The following is a 14,125-nucleotide window of genomic DNA, read 5'->3' on the forward strand; positions in this document are numbered from 1 at the left end:
GTTCGGCAATCGAGGAGATGGTGGAGGCGAACCGGCACCCCTTCCCCGCAAATGCGAATCCTACCGCGCTTCCGCCCTTCTCAGCCGCCGCTCGAGCGCCCGCAGCGCCAGCGACAGGCCGATCGTCAGGATGAGATAGACATAGGCGACGATGGAATAGGTCTCGAAGAAGCGGAACGAGCCCGAGGCGTAGATCTTGCCCATCTGGGTGATATCGGCGACGCCGAGCACCGAGACCAGAGAGGAATCCTTGACCATCGCCACGAAATCGTTGCCGAGCGGCGGCAGGATGACGCGGATCGCCTGCGGGAAGACGACGAGGCGAAAGCGCTGGTAGCGCGAAAGCCCGAGCGCCTTCGCCGCCTCCACCTGCCCCTTGTCGACCGACTGGATGCCGGCGCGAAAGACCTCGGCGATGAAGGCCGAATAGCCGATCATCAGCGCAATGATCGCCCGCCACATCAGCGAGATGTCGCGAACCACCAGCGGCTCCACCCAGCCTGCCGAAATAAAGGGCGTGGCTACGAGATTCGCCACGACCACCAGCGCCGGGGCGCCGACGAAGGCGATGTAGAAGAGCAGCACGAGGATCGGCACGCCACGGATCACCTCGGTGTAGAAGCGTGCGGTCTGGCGGAGCGCAACGTGCTCGGAAAGCGCCATAAGCGCCACGCCGAGGCCGAGCACCGTCGCAAGCGCAAAGCCCACCAACGTCACGAAAATGGTAACGCCGATACCCTTGAGGACAACGCCGAAAACCTGGGAAAAGATGTCGTTGGTTGCGATGACCGCGGCGAGTGCTGCGGCAATCAAGAGAAGGGCGACCAGCCACCAGGGATAGTCGCCCTTCTCGGAAGTGTCGGATCTAACTGGCGCCATCATGATTCCGATAAGTTGGAGCGGGATTGTTTCACCCCGTCCCGGCGATCAGCCGCCCATCTTGTAATCGAGGAACCACTTCTTGTTCAGCGCATCGAAGGTGCCGTCCTCCTTCAGCGCCTTGATGGCGCCATTGACCGGAGCGACGAGATCGGAGCCCTTCGGGAAGATGAAGCCGAAATCCTCGGTGCCGAGCGGCTCGCCGATGACCTTGAGCTTGCCTTCGGACGAATCGACATAGCCCTTGGCGGCCACGCTGTCGGTCAGCACGAGGTCGACGTCGCCGGCCTTGAGCGCCTGTACGGTCGCGCCGAAGGTCTCGAACAGCTTGATGCGCGCATTCTGTTCGTTGCCGTCGAGGATTTCATAGACGGCCGTGTAGAAGGGCGACGTGCCGGGCTGGGCACCGATCAGCGCATCCTCAACGGCGGCGAAACTCTTGGCGTCCTTGAAGCGGGCTTCGTCGCCGCGCACCAGCATGAACTGCTGCGAGCGCATATAGGGATCGGAGAAGTCGACCTTTTCCTTGCGGTCGTCCTTGATCGTGATGCCGGTCATGCCGATCTGGTACTGGCCGTCGGACACCGCCTGGATCATCGCGTCCCAGCTGGTGTTCTGGTACTCGACCTTGAAGTTCAGCCGCTTGGCGATCTCGTTCATCGCATCATATTCCCAGCCGACGGCCTGGCCGGTCTTGGGATCGACGAACTGCAGCGGCGGATAGGCGTTCTCGGTGACGACGACAACCGTCTTGCCGCCGAGGTCCGGCAGGTCGCTCGCGACAGCAGGCGCAGAAAATGCGAATGGAACGGCAAGGGCTGCGGCGATGCCGGCAAGCACGTGGCGGCGGATTGTCATTTGCAGGAGCTCCCGAAAATTGTGGCGCCCGAAAATGTCATAAAATTTGCGGGGAAGACAAGCGGTTAGTGCCAAAAAGAAAGGCGGCTTGAAAGCCGCCTTCCTGACAATTCCGGGGAACTGAAATCTTATTCCGCAGCGTTTTCCGCTGCCTTTGCTTCTTCCGCTGCCTTTGCCTCGGCGGCTTCGGCTGCTGCCTTCTCGGCTGCGAGAGCCTGGGCGGCGGCGACCTTTTCAGCCTCGATGCGTGCCTTCTCGTCGGCAACGGCCTGGCGCTCGGCTTCGTTCAGCTTGCGGGCGCGGGTGCCGGTGTTCTCGACGATACGAGCCGACTTGCCGCGACGATCGCGCAGATAGTAGAGCTTGGCGCGACGCACCTTACCGCGGCGAACCACTTCGACGCTCTCGACGAGCGGGGAGTAAACCGGGAATACGCGCTCGACGCCTTCGCCGTAGGAAATCTTGCGAACGGTAAAGCTCTCGTTGAGGCCGCCGCCGGAACGGGCGATGCAGACGCCTTCATAGGCCTGGACGCGGGTACGGTTGCCTTCGACAACGCGGACGTTGACGCGGACGGTGTCGCCGGCGGAGAAAGCGGGAAGGGTGCGCTTTGCGGCGATCTTGGCGGCCTGTTCGGCTTCCAGCTGCTGGATGATGTTCATCGGTCTAACCTTTGCGTTCTTCTGAAACAGCCAGAGCGCTCTCGACCGGCCTGTCGGGTTTCCCTTCAAGCCTTGCCGTATTCATGGCAAGAGCGGATTCGCCATTCTTTGTTGATGGTCGACGGGCAAAGAACCCGAACCGGGGCGGCACATACACCAAACGAACCGCCTTGTCATCCCCGAAAGCCGATTTTCTGCTGCGTGTTTCCTTAAAATCCCAGCCGATCTACGGGCAGAACATGCAAATTCAGAGTGCTGCAGCGTGCTTTCCGCATCCGAAGACGCGCGGCGCTATAGGTGCCTCCGCCTCGCAAGGGGCATTTTATCAGAATTGGCTGAAATTACCGACATGGGAGACACGATCGACGGCGGGCTTGCGGTCGCTATCGTCAGCGGCTATCCCGGTGCCCACGCGGTTCGGGGATGGCCATGACGATTGTTCAAGCTCTTCTGCTTTTTGTTTCGGGATTCCTCTCCGGTGTCGTCAACGCCATCGCAGGCGGCGGCACCTTTCTGACCTTCGGCGCAATGACGCTTGGCGGTCTACCGCCGATCGTCGCCAACGCCACCTCGTCGATCATCCAGTTGCCCGGATACATCACCTCGGCGCTCGCCTATGCCAAGGAAATCCGCGCGGACCGGCGGAACGCAATCTTGCTCGGCGTCATTTCGGCGATCGGCGGACTGGCGGGTGCGCTGCTCCTGCTGTCACTCTCCAACCCGTCCTTCCGCGCGATGGTGCCTTGGCTGCTGATCTTGGCGACCGCGATTTTTGCGGCCGGTCCGCTGCTCAAGCCGAAAGTGCGCGGCGACGAACACCGGATCGGCCCGCTTGGCGTCGCCAGCCAGATGGCGACCTCCATCTATGGCGGCTTCTTCGGCGCCGGCATGGGCATCATGATGCTGGCGGTACTGGGGCTTGCGACCGGTGGCGGCTACCATCGGCTGAACGCGCTGAAGAATTTCATCTCGATCGTGATTGCCGCAATCGCCATCGCGGTCTTTGCCGCAGGCGGGGTCGTCTCCTGGCTGCACGCGGCCATCATGGTTCCGGGTGCGGCCCTTGGCGGCTATTCGGGCGTGTGGGCGGCGCGACGCGTTCCGCAGGCGATCATTCGGGCGCTTGTCGTTGCGGTCGGCCTGCTGCTTGCCGCCTATTATTTCTTCACCGGCTGACCGCCAAGCTTGATCCACGCGTGACTATTCCGAAAACCGGTTCCCACTTTTCGGATCACGCTTCAGCAGATCCGGCCGGCGCTCCGCCGTCAATTTTCGGGCTTCGGCCTCGCGCCATTTGGCGATGGCGCCATGGTTTCCCGAGGTGAGCACGGTCGGGATCTCGTGGCCTTCGAAGACCTGCGGCCGCGTATAGTGCGGGTGCTCCAGAAGCCCGCCCTCGAAACTTTCGTGCACGCCGGACAATTCGTTGCCCATCACGCCGGGCAGGATGCGTACGACGGCATCGAGGAGCACGAGCGCCGCCGGCTCTCCGCCGGAGAGAATATAGTCGCCGATCGACACTTCCTCGAGATTGCGCGTATCAATGACCCGCTGGTCGACGCCCTCGAAGCGGCCGCAGACGATGACGACGCCGGGGCCACCGGCGAGCTCCCGCACACGCTCCTGCGTCAGGGGCCGGCCGCGCGGGCTCATCAGCAGCCGCGGACGGTCATCGTCGGTCGCGACCCGGTCGATTGCGCGGGCCAGCACGTCCGGCTTCAACACCATGCCGGCACCGCCGCCGGCGGGTGTGTCGTCGACAGTGCGATGCTTGTCCTCGGCGAAATCGCGGATCTGCACGGCCTCGATCGACCACTGCCCGCGTTCCAGCGCCTTGCCGGCGAGCGAGACGCCAAGATGCCCGGGAAACATTTCCGGATAGAGCGTCAGGACCGTGGCGCGAAAGGACATCGCCGAACCGCTCACTTGCTCTTTTTCGAGAACGGGTTGCCGGCGCTTTCGTCCTTATCGTCGACAAGACCCGCAGCGACGGGGTCGACCAGCAGCCTGCCGCCCTCGAGATCGATCTCGAGCACCGACCATTCGGTAAAGGGAATCAGCACCGGTCGCCTGCCCGGCCCCTTCAACTCCAGGAGATCGCCGGCGCCGAAATCGAAGACACCGGTCACCGAACCATAGCTCTTGCCGGTGCCGTCCACCGCCTCCAGCCCTTCGAGATCGGCGTAGAAAAACTCGTCCTCGTCGAGGTCCTCGTCGGGCAGATTGTCGCGCTCGATGAAGAGCTCGAGCCCGTTGAGGGCTTCGGCCGCATTGCGGTCGTTGATGCCGCGAAAGCGCACGACCACCACGTTCTTCGCCTCGCGGATTTCGAGCACCTCGAAGACGCGCCCGTCGGCGCTGTGCAGGTTGCCGTAGTCGCCGAGCGCGACGGGATCGGCCGTAAATGATTTCACCCGCACCTCGCCGCGCAGGCCCTGGGCCGCGCCGATGGTCGCCATCAGGACTGGGTTTTCAAGCTTGCTCATAGTCTCAATCCATTTCGGGACCTACGGCGCCGCGCGTCTTATCAGACGCGCAAAGGACGCTGTAGCACTTAGAACTTCTGCGCGATCCGTGTGCACATAAAACAAAACGGGCGGCATGGAAATGCCACCCGTTTGTCACGTCCGTTTGACGGATATTATTCCGCGGCGGTCTCCGCAGCGGCAGCAGCTGCTTCTTCTGCGCGCTGCTTGGCTTCGGCGGCACGTTCCTGTGCCTTCTTGCCGGGCTGCGCCTTGGTCGGGTTGTTGCGGGCCGGGCGCTTTGCAAGACCGGCCTGGTCGAGGAAGCGCAGCACGCGGTCGGTCGGCTGTGCGCCCTGGGCGATCCAGTGCTGGACGCGCTCCCTGTCGAACTCCACGCGCTTTTCATCGTCCTTGCCGAGCATCGGGTTCCAGGAGCCGAGCTTTTCGAGGAAGCGGCCGTCACGCGGGCTGCGCGCATCGGCAACAACGATCTGGTAGTAGGGGCGCTTCTTGGAACCGCCACGGGCGAGACGAATTTTCAGTGCCATTTCAGTTACTCCTTGCAGGCTTTCTTGACCGCTTCGTTCAAGCGGAATGTGTGGCGCCGGCGTTGCTCGCGGGCTGCGAGCGATCGGCGGCGATGGCTTCATGATGCCGGATGACTTCCTTGATGATGAAGTTCAGGAACTTCTCGGCGAAATCCGGGTCCAGATTGGCATCCTTCGCCAGGCGGCGGAGGCGTTCGATCTGGTATTCCTCGCGCGCCGGATCGGCCGGCGGCAATTGATGCTTGGCTTTCAGAACGCCGACCGCCTTGGTGCAGCGGAAGCGTTCGGCCAGCATGTGGACGAGCGCGGCATCGATATTGTCGATCGACTGCCGGTAGCCCGCCAATTCCTCTCTGATCTCGGGATCAATCATTCTCTGCGATCCTCACTTCTTTTTCGGCAGGCCGGGAAGACCTGGGAAGCCGCCACCAAGACCCGGAAGCTTGGCGCCGCCCAAACCAGGCAGCCCGCCGCTGCCGAGACCGGGCAAGCCGCCGCCGGGTTTTCCGAGTCCGGCAGCCTCGGCCTGCTTCTGCAGGGCTTCGAGCTGCTTGGGGTCGAGCTTCGACAGATCCGGCATGCCGCCGCCCAGGCCCCCGAGGCCCATCTTGTTGGCAAGGCCGCCCATCATCTGCTTCATCATACCGCCTTTGCCCTTGCCGCCCATCATCTTCATCATGTCCGCCATCTGGCGGTGCATCTTGAGAAGCTTGTTGATGTCGGCGGCATCGGTGCCGGAGCCGCTAGCGATGCGCTTCTTGCGCGAATGCTTGAGGATGTCCGGGTTGGCGCGCTCGGCCCTGGTCATCGACGAGATGATCGCGAGCTGGCGTTTGAAGAGCCTGTCATCGAGGCCGGCAGCGGCCATCTTGTCCTTCATGCCGGCCATGCCCGGCATCAGCCCCATGATGCCGCCCATGCCGCCCATTTTCTGCATCTGCTTGAGCTGGTCGGCAAGGTCGTCCAGGTCGAACTTGCCCTTGGCCATCTTGGCGGCCATGGCTGCCGCCTTCTCGGCGTCGATGTTTTCTGCCGCCTTCTCGACCAGCGAAACGATATCGCCCATGCCGAGGATGCGGTCGGCAACGCGGCGGGGATGGAACTCCTCGAGTTCGTCCATCTTTTCGCCGACGCCGATCAGCTTGATCGGCTTGCCGGTGACGGCGCGCATCGACAGTGCCGCACCGCCGCGGCCGTCGCCGTCCATGCGGGTCAGCACGAGACCGGTGATGCCGACACGGTCGTCGAAATTGCGGGCGAGATTGACGGCGTCCTGACCGGTCAGCGCATCGGCGACGAGCAGGATCTCATGCGGATTGGACTTCCGCTTGATCTCCGCCATCTCGATCATCAGCGGCTCGTCGATATGGGTGCGGCCGGCGGTATCGAGGATGACGATGTCATGGCCGCCGAGCTTGGCCGCCTGGACGGCACGCGCGGCGATGTCGGTCGGAGACTGGCCGGCGATGATCGGCAGCGTATCGACGCCGGTCTGGACGCCGAGCTGGCGCAACTGCTCCTGCGCTGCCGGACGGCGCGTATCGAGCGAGGCCATCAGGACCTTTTTCTTGTCCCTGCCCGTCAGGCGCTTGGCGATCTTGCCGGTCGTCGTCGTCTTGCCCGAGCCCTGGAGGCCGACCATCATGATGACGACCGGGGCCGGCGCATTGAGATCGATCGGCACGCCCTCGGAACCGAGCATCGCGACGAGCTCGTCATGGACGATCTTGACGACCATCTGGCCGGGCTTGATCGATTTCAGGATTTCGGCGCCGACCGCCTTCTCGCGAACCTTCTCGGTGAAGGTACGCACGACATCGAGCGCCACGTCCGCTTCGAGCAGCGCACGGCGAACCTCCCGAAGCGCCGCGGAAACATCAGCTTCCGACAGGGCACCGCGGCCGGTCAGTCCATTCAATATGGAACCAAGACGGTCCTGGAGGCTCTCGAACATTCTCTCTTCCTTCTGGTTTCCGGTTTCACCAACGGTTCAGCCGGAAACGTGGGTTCCCTCGCACGGAAAACAAGGCGCAAAGTCAAAAACCACCCGAGGGCGCAACGCGCTGTCGGATGTTGACCTCCGGGCTCTCTTTATACCTCTGCGGGGCCCGGTCGGCGGCTTCGAAGTCATCACTTGCGAAGGAATTTGGCCGCGATAAACAGGAAAGCCGGTGAAAAGTCAAGGATCAGCGGCAAATTCGCTTGAGGCCGCTTCAGGTCAGCACGGCGCCCCGCCCTTCGAGCGCCTCGGCATGCTTGCGCCACCCGGCTTCATCGCGGCTCAATACGGCGTTTTCGAGGATTTCGACCCGATAGCCGCGATTAAGCGCGCCGTTGGCGGTGTTCTGGACGCAATGGCAGCCGTCGAGCCCCGTCAGTAGCAAGGTGCCGACCCTGTTTGCAGCGAGATACCCTTCGAGCTCCGGCGAGGAGAAGCCATCGCTCAGCGACTTCACCACCTCGAAATCCGGCGACAGCGGCAGTGCGAGACCGAGCCCTTTCGATCCGGGGATTCCCCGCCGCTCGCCGAAAAGCCAGATCATCAGCCTGATGAGCGGCGCGCGATAGACATGGCGGATGGCGATCACCGGTATTTCGGCCTCGCTTGCCTTGACCGTAGCCGTGCTGATCATGGCAAGGCGCGACTTCAGGTAGGCCTCGTCCCATCCGTATTTTCCGCCGATCGAGGTGAAGTCCTTCTGTATGTCGATGACAAGCAGCGCCAGGTTCGGCCGCATGGAAATGTCGATGCGCTCGCCCGTGGTCGGCGTATTCGCTCTCCGCAGTTCGTATTTCAAGCGGATGACGAAGAGGGCAGCCGCAACGATGACCGCCGCGACCACCGAGAGAACCGCAATCATCCACTTTCCTCCGTGCCCAGCTGACGCGCCAGTTCCTCGAATGCCGAGTCGATGCGCGCCATCACCCGAAGAGCCACCACCACCTCGGTCTGGTTGATATCCCCGAGGACAGCATGCAGCAGTTCGAGTTCGCGCTGGTGAACGGCGTTGAACAACTCACGGCCGGCGGTGCTCGGGACGCAGAAATAGGCTTTGCGGTGCTCGGGATTGGGCTTTTTCTCGATCAGGTCCTTTGCGAAGAGCCCAGCCGCGATGCGCTGGACGAACTGGCGCTTCATCGACAGGCGCCTTGCCGCCTCCGGCACCGTCAGCGGCTCGTCGCAAAGCATTTCGAGGACGGCTCTCTCGGCAACCGTAATCCCCGCCCCCTCGAGCATCTTCTCCACCGTCCTGTTGACGTTGAGCTGGATTGGGCGGACAAGTTTGACGGCTTTGTAGAGCCGTTCCTGTTTGTCGAAGCGGACGAGCATCGACCGATAATAGCAATCGAGTTGTCATCTTCAAGAATTTGTTAAGGACTCTTGCCCGAACCCTGTGATGAGGCGTCCAGTGCGCGTATCTTGTTGCATGACAACGGCAGCCGAGGACGGCAATGACGAAGGGTGGCAATCCCTATTATACCGGCCCCGTTTCGGATCATTTCGACGGCGTTCGCTTCTTCAATCCGGGCGGCACCGCGCCGCGCGGCCTTGGCGCTTTCTTGCGCTGGCAGCTTGGCGGTGGCCGGGCGAAATGGCCTGCGCATCGTGCCAGTCCGTTCCTACAGGCAAGACCCGATCTCAATGTCGAGGGAGACGGTCTCCGGGTAACAATGGTCGGACATGCCACGCTCCTGATCCAGGTCGGCGGCCTGAACATCCTGACCGATCCGGTCTGGTCGCATCGCGCCAGCCCCTTTATCTTTGCCGGTCCCCACCGGCGCAACGCACCCGGCATTCTGATGGACGACCTGCCGCCGATCGACATCGTCCTCGTCACGCACAATCACTACGACCACCTCGACCTCGACACGCTCATGGCATTGAACGAGGAGCACGCGCCGCACGTCGTGACGCCGCTCGGCAACGACACGATCATCCGGCGCTCGGTTCCGAATGCAGCAATATCCGTTGTCGATTGGGGCGACCGGGTCGAGCTCGACGACGGGATCATTATCCATGCCGAACCCTGCCATCACTGGTCGGCCCGCGGTTCCGGCGACCGGCGCATGGCACTTTGGGCGGCCTTCGTCATCGAGACGCCGGCCGGCAAGATCTATCATGTCGGCGACACCGGTTTTCACGACGGCATCAACTATCGTGCGGCCCGCGCCAAGCACGGTCCCTTCCGGCTGGCCAATCTGCCGTTCGGTTGCTACGAGCCGCGCTGGTTCATGGCGTCCCAGCACCAGAATCCGGAGGAGGCGGTCAGGGGCATGATCGCCTGCGGCGCTGGACACGTCGCCGGTCATCACTGGGGCACGTTCCGATTGACCAATGAAGGGATCGAAGAGCCGCTGAGAGCCCTGGAGGCGGCACTCGACAGCGCCGGCATCGAGCGGGCGCGTTTCCGGGCGATGCGCCCCGGCGAGATCTTCGACGTTCCTGCGATCTCATCGAAGGCCGAATGAAGCCGGTACTGGTAATTTTCGGGCTTTTCCGCCATATACAGCGCAAATGAAGGACGCCTCTCCGAAGTAGAGGCCAGTTTGGACAATCGTGACATGGCCGACAGCGTGCAATTTGCCAGGATGAACGGGCTTGGAAACAAGATCCTGGTCGTCGACATGCGCGGCCGCAAGGATCGCGTCACACCTCATGCCGCGATCGCGCTCAATGCCGATCCGGCAACCGAGTTCGACCAGATCATGGCGATCCACGATCCGAAGGCCGCCGGCACCGATGCCTGGATCGACATCATCAATTCGGACGGAACGATGGCACAGGCTTGCGGCAACGGCACCCGCTGCGTCGTGCAGGCACTCGCCGCCGAAACCGGCAAGAAGGCTTTCCTCTTCCACACCGTTGCGGGCCTCCTCGAAGCCAAGGAGCATGAGGACGGCACGATTTCGGTCGACATGGGAAGCCCGCGTTTCGGCTGGAACGAAATCCCGCTGGCCGAAGAATTCCACGACACGCGCCGGATCGAATTGCAGATCGGGCCGATCGACGACCCGGTGCTGCATTCGCCGTCCGTCGCCTCCATGGGCAACCCGCATGCGATCTTCTGGGTCGATGACGACGTCTGGTCCTACGAGCTCGATCGCTTCGGTCCGCTGCTCGAAAATCATCCGATCTTTCCCGAGCGCGCCAATATCTCGATCGCCCGCGTCCGGTCGCGTGATGAAATGGACCTGCGAACCTGGGAGCGCGGCGCAGGGCTGACGCTCGCCTGCGGCTCGGCGGCTTGTGCCGCCGCGGCCAGCGGCGCGAGAACCGGACGAACCGAGCGGACGGTGACCGTGAACGTTCCGGGCGGGCCGCTCCTCATCGAATGGCGCGAGCGCGACGACCACGTCGTCATGACCGGCCCGGCCGAATGGGAGTGGTCGGGCACCGTCGATCCCGCCACCGGCGCCTTTCAGCGCGACGCAGCAGCGGCTGGTGACAGCGGAGCGCGGGCGCTTTGAGCGGCGTCGAGGTCATAACCTTCGGCTGCCGCCTCAACACCTATGAATCGGAAGTGATGCGGGCCGAAGCCGAGAAGGCGGGGCTGAACAACGCCATTCTCGTCAACACCTGTGCGGTGACTGGCGAGGCCGTGCGCCAGGCACGCCAGGCGATCCGCCGCGCACGGCGCGACAACCCGCACGCCCGGATCATCGTCACCGGCTGCGCCGCCCAGACCGAGAAGCAAATCTTTGCCGAAATGGCCGAGGTCGATGCGGTCCTCGGCAACGAGGAGAAGCTCGAGAGCGCCTCCTACCGTTCGCTGCCCGATTTCGGCGTCTCGGCGGAGGAAAAACTCCGCGTCAACGACATCATGAGCGTGCGCGCCACCGCGCCGCAGATGGTGAAGCACATCGACGGGCATGTTCGCGCCTTCATCCAGGTGCAGAACGGCTGCGACCACCGCTGCACCTTTTGCATCATCCCCTATGGCCGCGGCAATTCCCGCTCCGTGCCGATGGGCGCCGTCGTCGACCAGGCGCACCGGCTCGTCGAGGGCGGTTATCGCGAGATCGTGCTGACCGGCGTCGATGCGACAAGCTATGGCGCCGACTTACCCGGAACGCCAACCCTCGGCCTGCTTGCCAAGACGTTGTTGAAGCAGGTGCCGGAAATCCGGCGCCTGCGCCTCTCGTCGATCGACAGCATCGAGGTCGACCGGCACCTGCTCGACCTGATCGCCGACGAGCCGCGCTTCATGCCGCATCTACATCTTTCGCTCCAGCACGGCGACGACCTCATTCTGAAGCGGATGAAGCGGCGGCATGCGAGCGCCGATGCCCGTGCCTTCTGCGACGAGGTCCGCCGCCTGCGGCCCGAGATCAGCTTCGGCGCCGACATGATCGCCGGCTTTCCGACCGAAACCGAAGAGATGTTCGAGAACGCCGCGCGCCTTGCGGAGGACTGCGGCATCGCGCATCTCCACGTCTTTCCCTATAGCCCGCGCCCCGGTACGCCGGCCGCGCGCATGCCGCAGCTCGATCGCGCGCTCATCAAGGAGCGTGCGGCGCGGCTGCGTGCGAAGGGGGCGGACCTCTACGCCGCCCATCTCGATCGTATGATCGGCAGCGAGCAGACGATACTGGTCGAGATGAACGGGCTGGGGCACACGGAAAACTTCACGCTCGTCGATGCGGCCGCCCTCAAACCGCGGTCGCTCGTTGCTGTCACAATTACCGGCCACAATGGCAAGCATCTGACGATGCAACAAAAACAGATGGCTGCGGCCTGAAATCCGGACATTCCCATGGCGATTGGTTTCATCAAGAAGATCTTCTCCTTCGGCAAGGGCGCCGTCGAGGAGAAATCCGCGCCACCGCAGGAGGCGCCGGAAGCGGAGACGATAACCCCCTCTGTCCCGTCGGAAGATATACACGACAAAGAGCGAGAGCCGGCGCCCGAAGCGACCGCCGAGGATCGGGCCGCCATCGAGGAGGCGAAGGCCGGCACGGAAGATTTGGGCGTTTCGCCCGAGACCGCGGCGCCGGAGAGTGAAGCCGCGGGCGAAGGCGTATCGGAAAGCACTGGTCCAGCAGCAGACGAGAACGTCGCCGTGGAGGACGAGGGCGCGCCGCGTCCAATCTCCCCCCTTGCGGGGGAGATGCTCGGCGGAGCAGAGGGGGGTGAGCACCCTTCCGAGAATGTTGAGCTTCGCGATGAGGGCGTGACACCCCCCTCTGTCCCTTCGGGACATGTCCCCCACAAGGGGGGAGATCAGAGGGAGACCGAGGTCACCACCGAGGACGACCGCACCGCCTCACGTGAGGAACCGGCGGGCGGGGACGACCTGCCCGCTTCGACCGAGACGGAGACCGAGACCGAGGATAGCAAGCACCAAGAGCCGGAGGCAAACGCGGAGCTCGCCGCCGACGAAGCCGTCGCGATGGACGACGAGAGCGTGCCTCCTCCAATCTCCCCCCCCGTGGGGGAGATGCCCGGCAGAGCAGAGGGGGGTGAAGCCTCCTCCGATCACGCCGCGCTTCGCGATGACGCCGCGACATCCGATTCTGTCCCTTCGGGACAGCTCTCCCCCAAGGATGAGACGGGCGCACCAAGCCTGCCCAAAGGGTTCGCCACCGCCGACCAGCGTCCGAAGGAAGCAGCGCCAGCCCCTCAGCAGAAGCTTTCCTGGTATCAGCGGCTGCGCCGCGGCCTCGCCCGCACTTCGTCGCAACTCACCGGCCAGATCGCCAGCCTCTTCACCAAGAGGAAGCTCGACGAGGCGACGCTGCAGGATCTCGAAGATCTGTTGATCCAGGCCGACCTCGGCGTCGAGACGGCGATGCGCATCACCGATACGCTCGCCTCCGAGCGCTATGGCAAGGACGTCTCCGGCGAGGATGTGTCGCGCATCATGGCCGGCGAGATCACCAAGGTGCTGGCCCCGGTCGCCAAACCGCTTGAGCTCGATCTCAGCCACAAGCCGCACGTGATCCTCGTCGTCGGCGTCAACGGCACCGGCAAGACGACGACGATCGGCAAGCTCGCCGCCAAGCTTTCCGGCGCCGGCCTGAAAGTGATGCTTGCGGCCGGCGATACCTTCCGCGCCGCAGCCATCGAACAGTTGAAGATCTGGGCCGAGCGGACGAAATCCGACATCGTCTCCTCGAAGCTCGGCGCCGACGCAGCCGGCCTTGCCTATGAAGCGTTCCAGCTCGCTCGCGAGAAGAAGTCGGACGTGCTGATCATCGATACTGCGGGGCGACTGCAGAACAAGGCCGAGCTGATGGCGGAACTCGAAAAGATCGTCCGCGTGCTCGGCAAGCTCGATCCCGATGCGCCACATACGGTCCTGCAGACGCTCGACGCGACGACCGGGCAGAATGCCCTGCAGCAGGTCGAGATCTTCCGCAACGTCGCGGGCGTCAGCGGCCTGATCATGACCAAGCTCGACGGCACCGCGCGCGGCGGTATCCTGGTCGCGATCTCCGCCAAGCATAAGTTGCCGGTCTACTTCATCGGCGTCGGCGAGGGTGTCGACGATCTCGAGCCCTTCGAGGCAAAGGATTTCGCCGACGCGATCGCTGGCGTGGCTGCCTGATGCCCTGCATGTTTCCGTAAGTCGGACCCGGAGTGCTGCTGCGCGTCCGAAAGGACGCGCGCCGCAGTAGGGCCGCCCATCTCGGAAGAACGTTTGGACGCCGTCCGCCTCGTTGATATGGTTTTGCCGCAATGCTGGTGTTATGAGCAGCACTCAAGTGC

At 63.4% G+C, this 14,125-nt stretch carries 15 protein-coding genes; 5 read left to right on the forward strand and 10 right to left on the reverse strand.

Features of this window, described 5'->3' with window-relative positions:
- Positions 1 to 60: 60 nt before the first annotated feature.
- The 3 genes from QN222_RS15415 to rplS form a co-directional block, all read right to left on the reverse strand.
- Entirely contained in the window at positions 61 to 879 is an 819-nt protein-coding gene (locus tag QN222_RS15415) for an amino acid ABC transporter permease (RefSeq protein WP_283964231.1), read from the reverse strand.
- 48 nt (positions 880 to 927) lie between these two features.
- Positions 928 to 1,737 (reverse strand): basic amino acid ABC transporter substrate-binding protein, encoded by an 810-nt coding sequence (locus QN222_RS15420; RefSeq protein WP_283964230.1) that lies wholly within the window; start codon positions 1,735 to 1,737, stop codon positions 928 to 930.
- 128 nt (positions 1,738 to 1,865) lie between these two features.
- Entirely contained in the window at positions 1,866 to 2,399 is a 534-nt protein-coding gene (gene rplS, locus QN222_RS15425; protein WP_180939411.1) for a 50S ribosomal protein L19, read from the reverse strand.
- Between the two features lie 429 nt (positions 2,400 to 2,828).
- On the opposite strand from rplS, the gene QN222_RS15430 reads away from it, so the two are divergent.
- Positions 2,829 to 3,575, forward strand: coding sequence for a sulfite exporter TauE/SafE family protein (locus QN222_RS15430; protein WP_283964229.1), 747 nt, complete (start codon positions 2,829 to 2,831; stop codon positions 3,573 to 3,575).
- Between the two features lie 24 nt (positions 3,576 to 3,599).
- On the opposite strand, the gene trmD is transcribed toward QN222_RS15430, so the two are convergent.
- From trmD to QN222_RS15465, 7 genes are all read right to left on the reverse strand, one after another.
- A complete protein-coding gene (trmD, locus tag QN222_RS15435) occupies positions 3,600 to 4,310 on the reverse strand; it encodes a tRNA (guanosine(37)-N1)-methyltransferase TrmD (protein WP_283964249.1) in 711 nt (236 codons plus the stop codon).
- An 11-nt stretch (positions 4,311 to 4,321) separates the two neighbouring features.
- Positions 4,322 to 4,885 (reverse strand): ribosome maturation factor RimM, encoded by a 564-nt coding sequence (gene rimM, locus QN222_RS15440; RefSeq protein ID WP_283964228.1) that lies wholly within the window; start codon positions 4,883 to 4,885, stop codon positions 4,322 to 4,324.
- A 155-nt stretch (positions 4,886 to 5,040) separates the two neighbouring features.
- Entirely contained in the window at positions 5,041 to 5,415 is a 375-nt protein-coding gene (gene rpsP / locus QN222_RS15445; RefSeq protein WP_283964227.1) for a 30S ribosomal protein S16, read from the reverse strand.
- Positions 5,416 to 5,452: 37 nt separating this feature from the next.
- Positions 5,453 to 5,788 carry a chorismate mutase gene (locus QN222_RS15450; protein ID WP_283964226.1) on the reverse strand — a complete coding sequence of 112 codons (336 nt, stop codon included), beginning with the start codon at positions 5,786 to 5,788 and terminating at the stop codon, positions 5,453 to 5,455.
- Between the two features lie 12 nt (positions 5,789 to 5,800).
- The gene (ffh, locus tag QN222_RS15455; protein ID WP_283964225.1) at positions 5,801 to 7,369 is read right to left on the reverse strand and encodes a signal recognition particle protein; all 1,569 of its coding nucleotides are present in this window, start codon (positions 7,367 to 7,369) and stop codon (positions 5,801 to 5,803) included.
- 259 nt (positions 7,370 to 7,628) lie between these two features.
- The gene (locus tag QN222_RS15460; protein ID WP_283964224.1) at positions 7,629 to 8,276 is read right to left on the reverse strand and encodes a cysteine hydrolase; all 648 of its coding nucleotides are present in this window, start codon (positions 8,274 to 8,276) and stop codon (positions 7,629 to 7,631) included.
- Entirely contained in the window at positions 8,273 to 8,746 is a 474-nt protein-coding gene (locus QN222_RS15465) for a MarR family transcriptional regulator (protein WP_283964223.1), read from the reverse strand. The genes QN222_RS15460 and QN222_RS15465 overlap by 4 nt, the downstream gene beginning before the upstream one ends.
- A 122-nt stretch (positions 8,747 to 8,868) precedes the next feature.
- Here QN222_RS15465 and QN222_RS15470 point away from each other — a divergent pair, with 122 nt between their 5' ends.
- From QN222_RS15470 to ftsY, 4 genes are all read left to right on the forward strand, one after another.
- On the forward strand, positions 8,869 to 9,885 hold the full coding sequence (locus QN222_RS15470) for an MBL fold metallo-hydrolase (RefSeq protein WP_284005495.1): 1,017 nt from the start codon (positions 8,869 to 8,871) through the stop codon (positions 9,883 to 9,885).
- Between the two features lie 93 nt (positions 9,886 to 9,978).
- Positions 9,979 to 10,884 (forward strand): diaminopimelate epimerase, encoded by a 906-nt coding sequence (gene dapF, locus QN222_RS15475; protein WP_283960948.1) that lies wholly within the window; start codon positions 9,979 to 9,981, stop codon positions 10,882 to 10,884.
- Entirely contained in the window at positions 10,881 to 12,155 is a 1,275-nt protein-coding gene (gene mtaB / locus QN222_RS15480) for a tRNA (N(6)-L-threonylcarbamoyladenosine(37)-C(2))-methylthiotransferase MtaB (RefSeq protein ID WP_283960947.1), read from the forward strand. The genes dapF and mtaB overlap by 4 nt, the downstream gene beginning before the upstream one ends.
- Positions 12,156 to 12,170: 15 nt before the next feature.
- The gene (gene ftsY, locus QN222_RS15485; protein WP_283960946.1) at positions 12,171 to 13,964 is read left to right on the forward strand and encodes a signal recognition particle-docking protein FtsY; all 1,794 of its coding nucleotides are present in this window, start codon (positions 12,171 to 12,173) and stop codon (positions 13,962 to 13,964) included.
- Positions 13,965 to 14,125 lie beyond the last annotated feature (161 nt).

The sequence above is a fragment of the Sinorhizobium sp. 6-70 genome, assembly GCF_030124375.1.
Classification (GTDB): domain Bacteria; phylum Pseudomonadota; class Alphaproteobacteria; order Rhizobiales; family Rhizobiaceae; genus Sinorhizobium.

Coding starts and splice junctions, on each gene's coding strand:
- QN222_RS15415 (WP_283964231.1), bottom strand. CDS start 879: ATGGCGCCAGTTAGATCCGACACTTCCGAGAAGGGCGACTATCCCTGG.
- QN222_RS15420 (WP_283964230.1), bottom strand. CDS start 1,737: ATGACAATCCGCCGCCACGTGCTTGCCGGCATCGCCGCAGCCCTTGCC.
- rplS (WP_180939411.1), bottom strand. CDS start 2,399: ATGAACATCATCCAGCAGCTGGAAGCCGAACAGGCCGCCAAGATCGCC.
- QN222_RS15430 (WP_283964229.1), top strand. CDS start 2,829: ATGACGATTGTTCAAGCTCTTCTGCTTTTTGTTTCGGGATTCCTCTCC.
- trmD (WP_283964249.1), bottom strand. CDS start 4,310: ATGTCCTTTCGCGCCACGGTCCTGACGCTCTATCCGGAAATGTTTCCC.
- rimM (WP_283964228.1), bottom strand. CDS start 4,885: ATGAGCAAGCTTGAAAACCCAGTCCTGATGGCGACCATCGGCGCGGCC.
- rpsP (WP_283964227.1), bottom strand. CDS start 5,415: ATGGCACTGAAAATTCGTCTCGCCCGTGGCGGTTCCAAGAAGCGCCCC.
- QN222_RS15450 (WP_283964226.1), bottom strand. CDS start 5,788: ATGATTGATCCCGAGATCAGAGAGGAATTGGCGGGCTACCGGCAGTCG.
- ffh (WP_283964225.1), bottom strand. CDS start 7,369: ATGTTCGAGAGCCTCCAGGACCGTCTTGGTTCCATATTGAATGGACTG.
- QN222_RS15460 (WP_283964224.1), bottom strand. CDS start 8,276: ATGATTGCGGTTCTCTCGGTGGTCGCGGCGGTCATCGTTGCGGCTGCC.
- QN222_RS15465 (WP_283964223.1), bottom strand. CDS start 8,746: ATGCTCGTCCGCTTCGACAAACAGGAACGGCTCTACAAAGCCGTCAAA.
- QN222_RS15470 (WP_284005495.1), top strand. CDS start 8,869: ATGACGAAGGGTGGCAATCCCTATTATACCGGCCCCGTTTCGGATCAT.
- dapF (WP_283960948.1), top strand. CDS start 9,979: ATGGCCGACAGCGTGCAATTTGCCAGGATGAACGGGCTTGGAAACAAG.
- ftsY (WP_283960946.1), top strand. CDS start 12,171: ATGGCGATTGGTTTCATCAAGAAGATCTTCTCCTTCGGCAAGGGCGCC.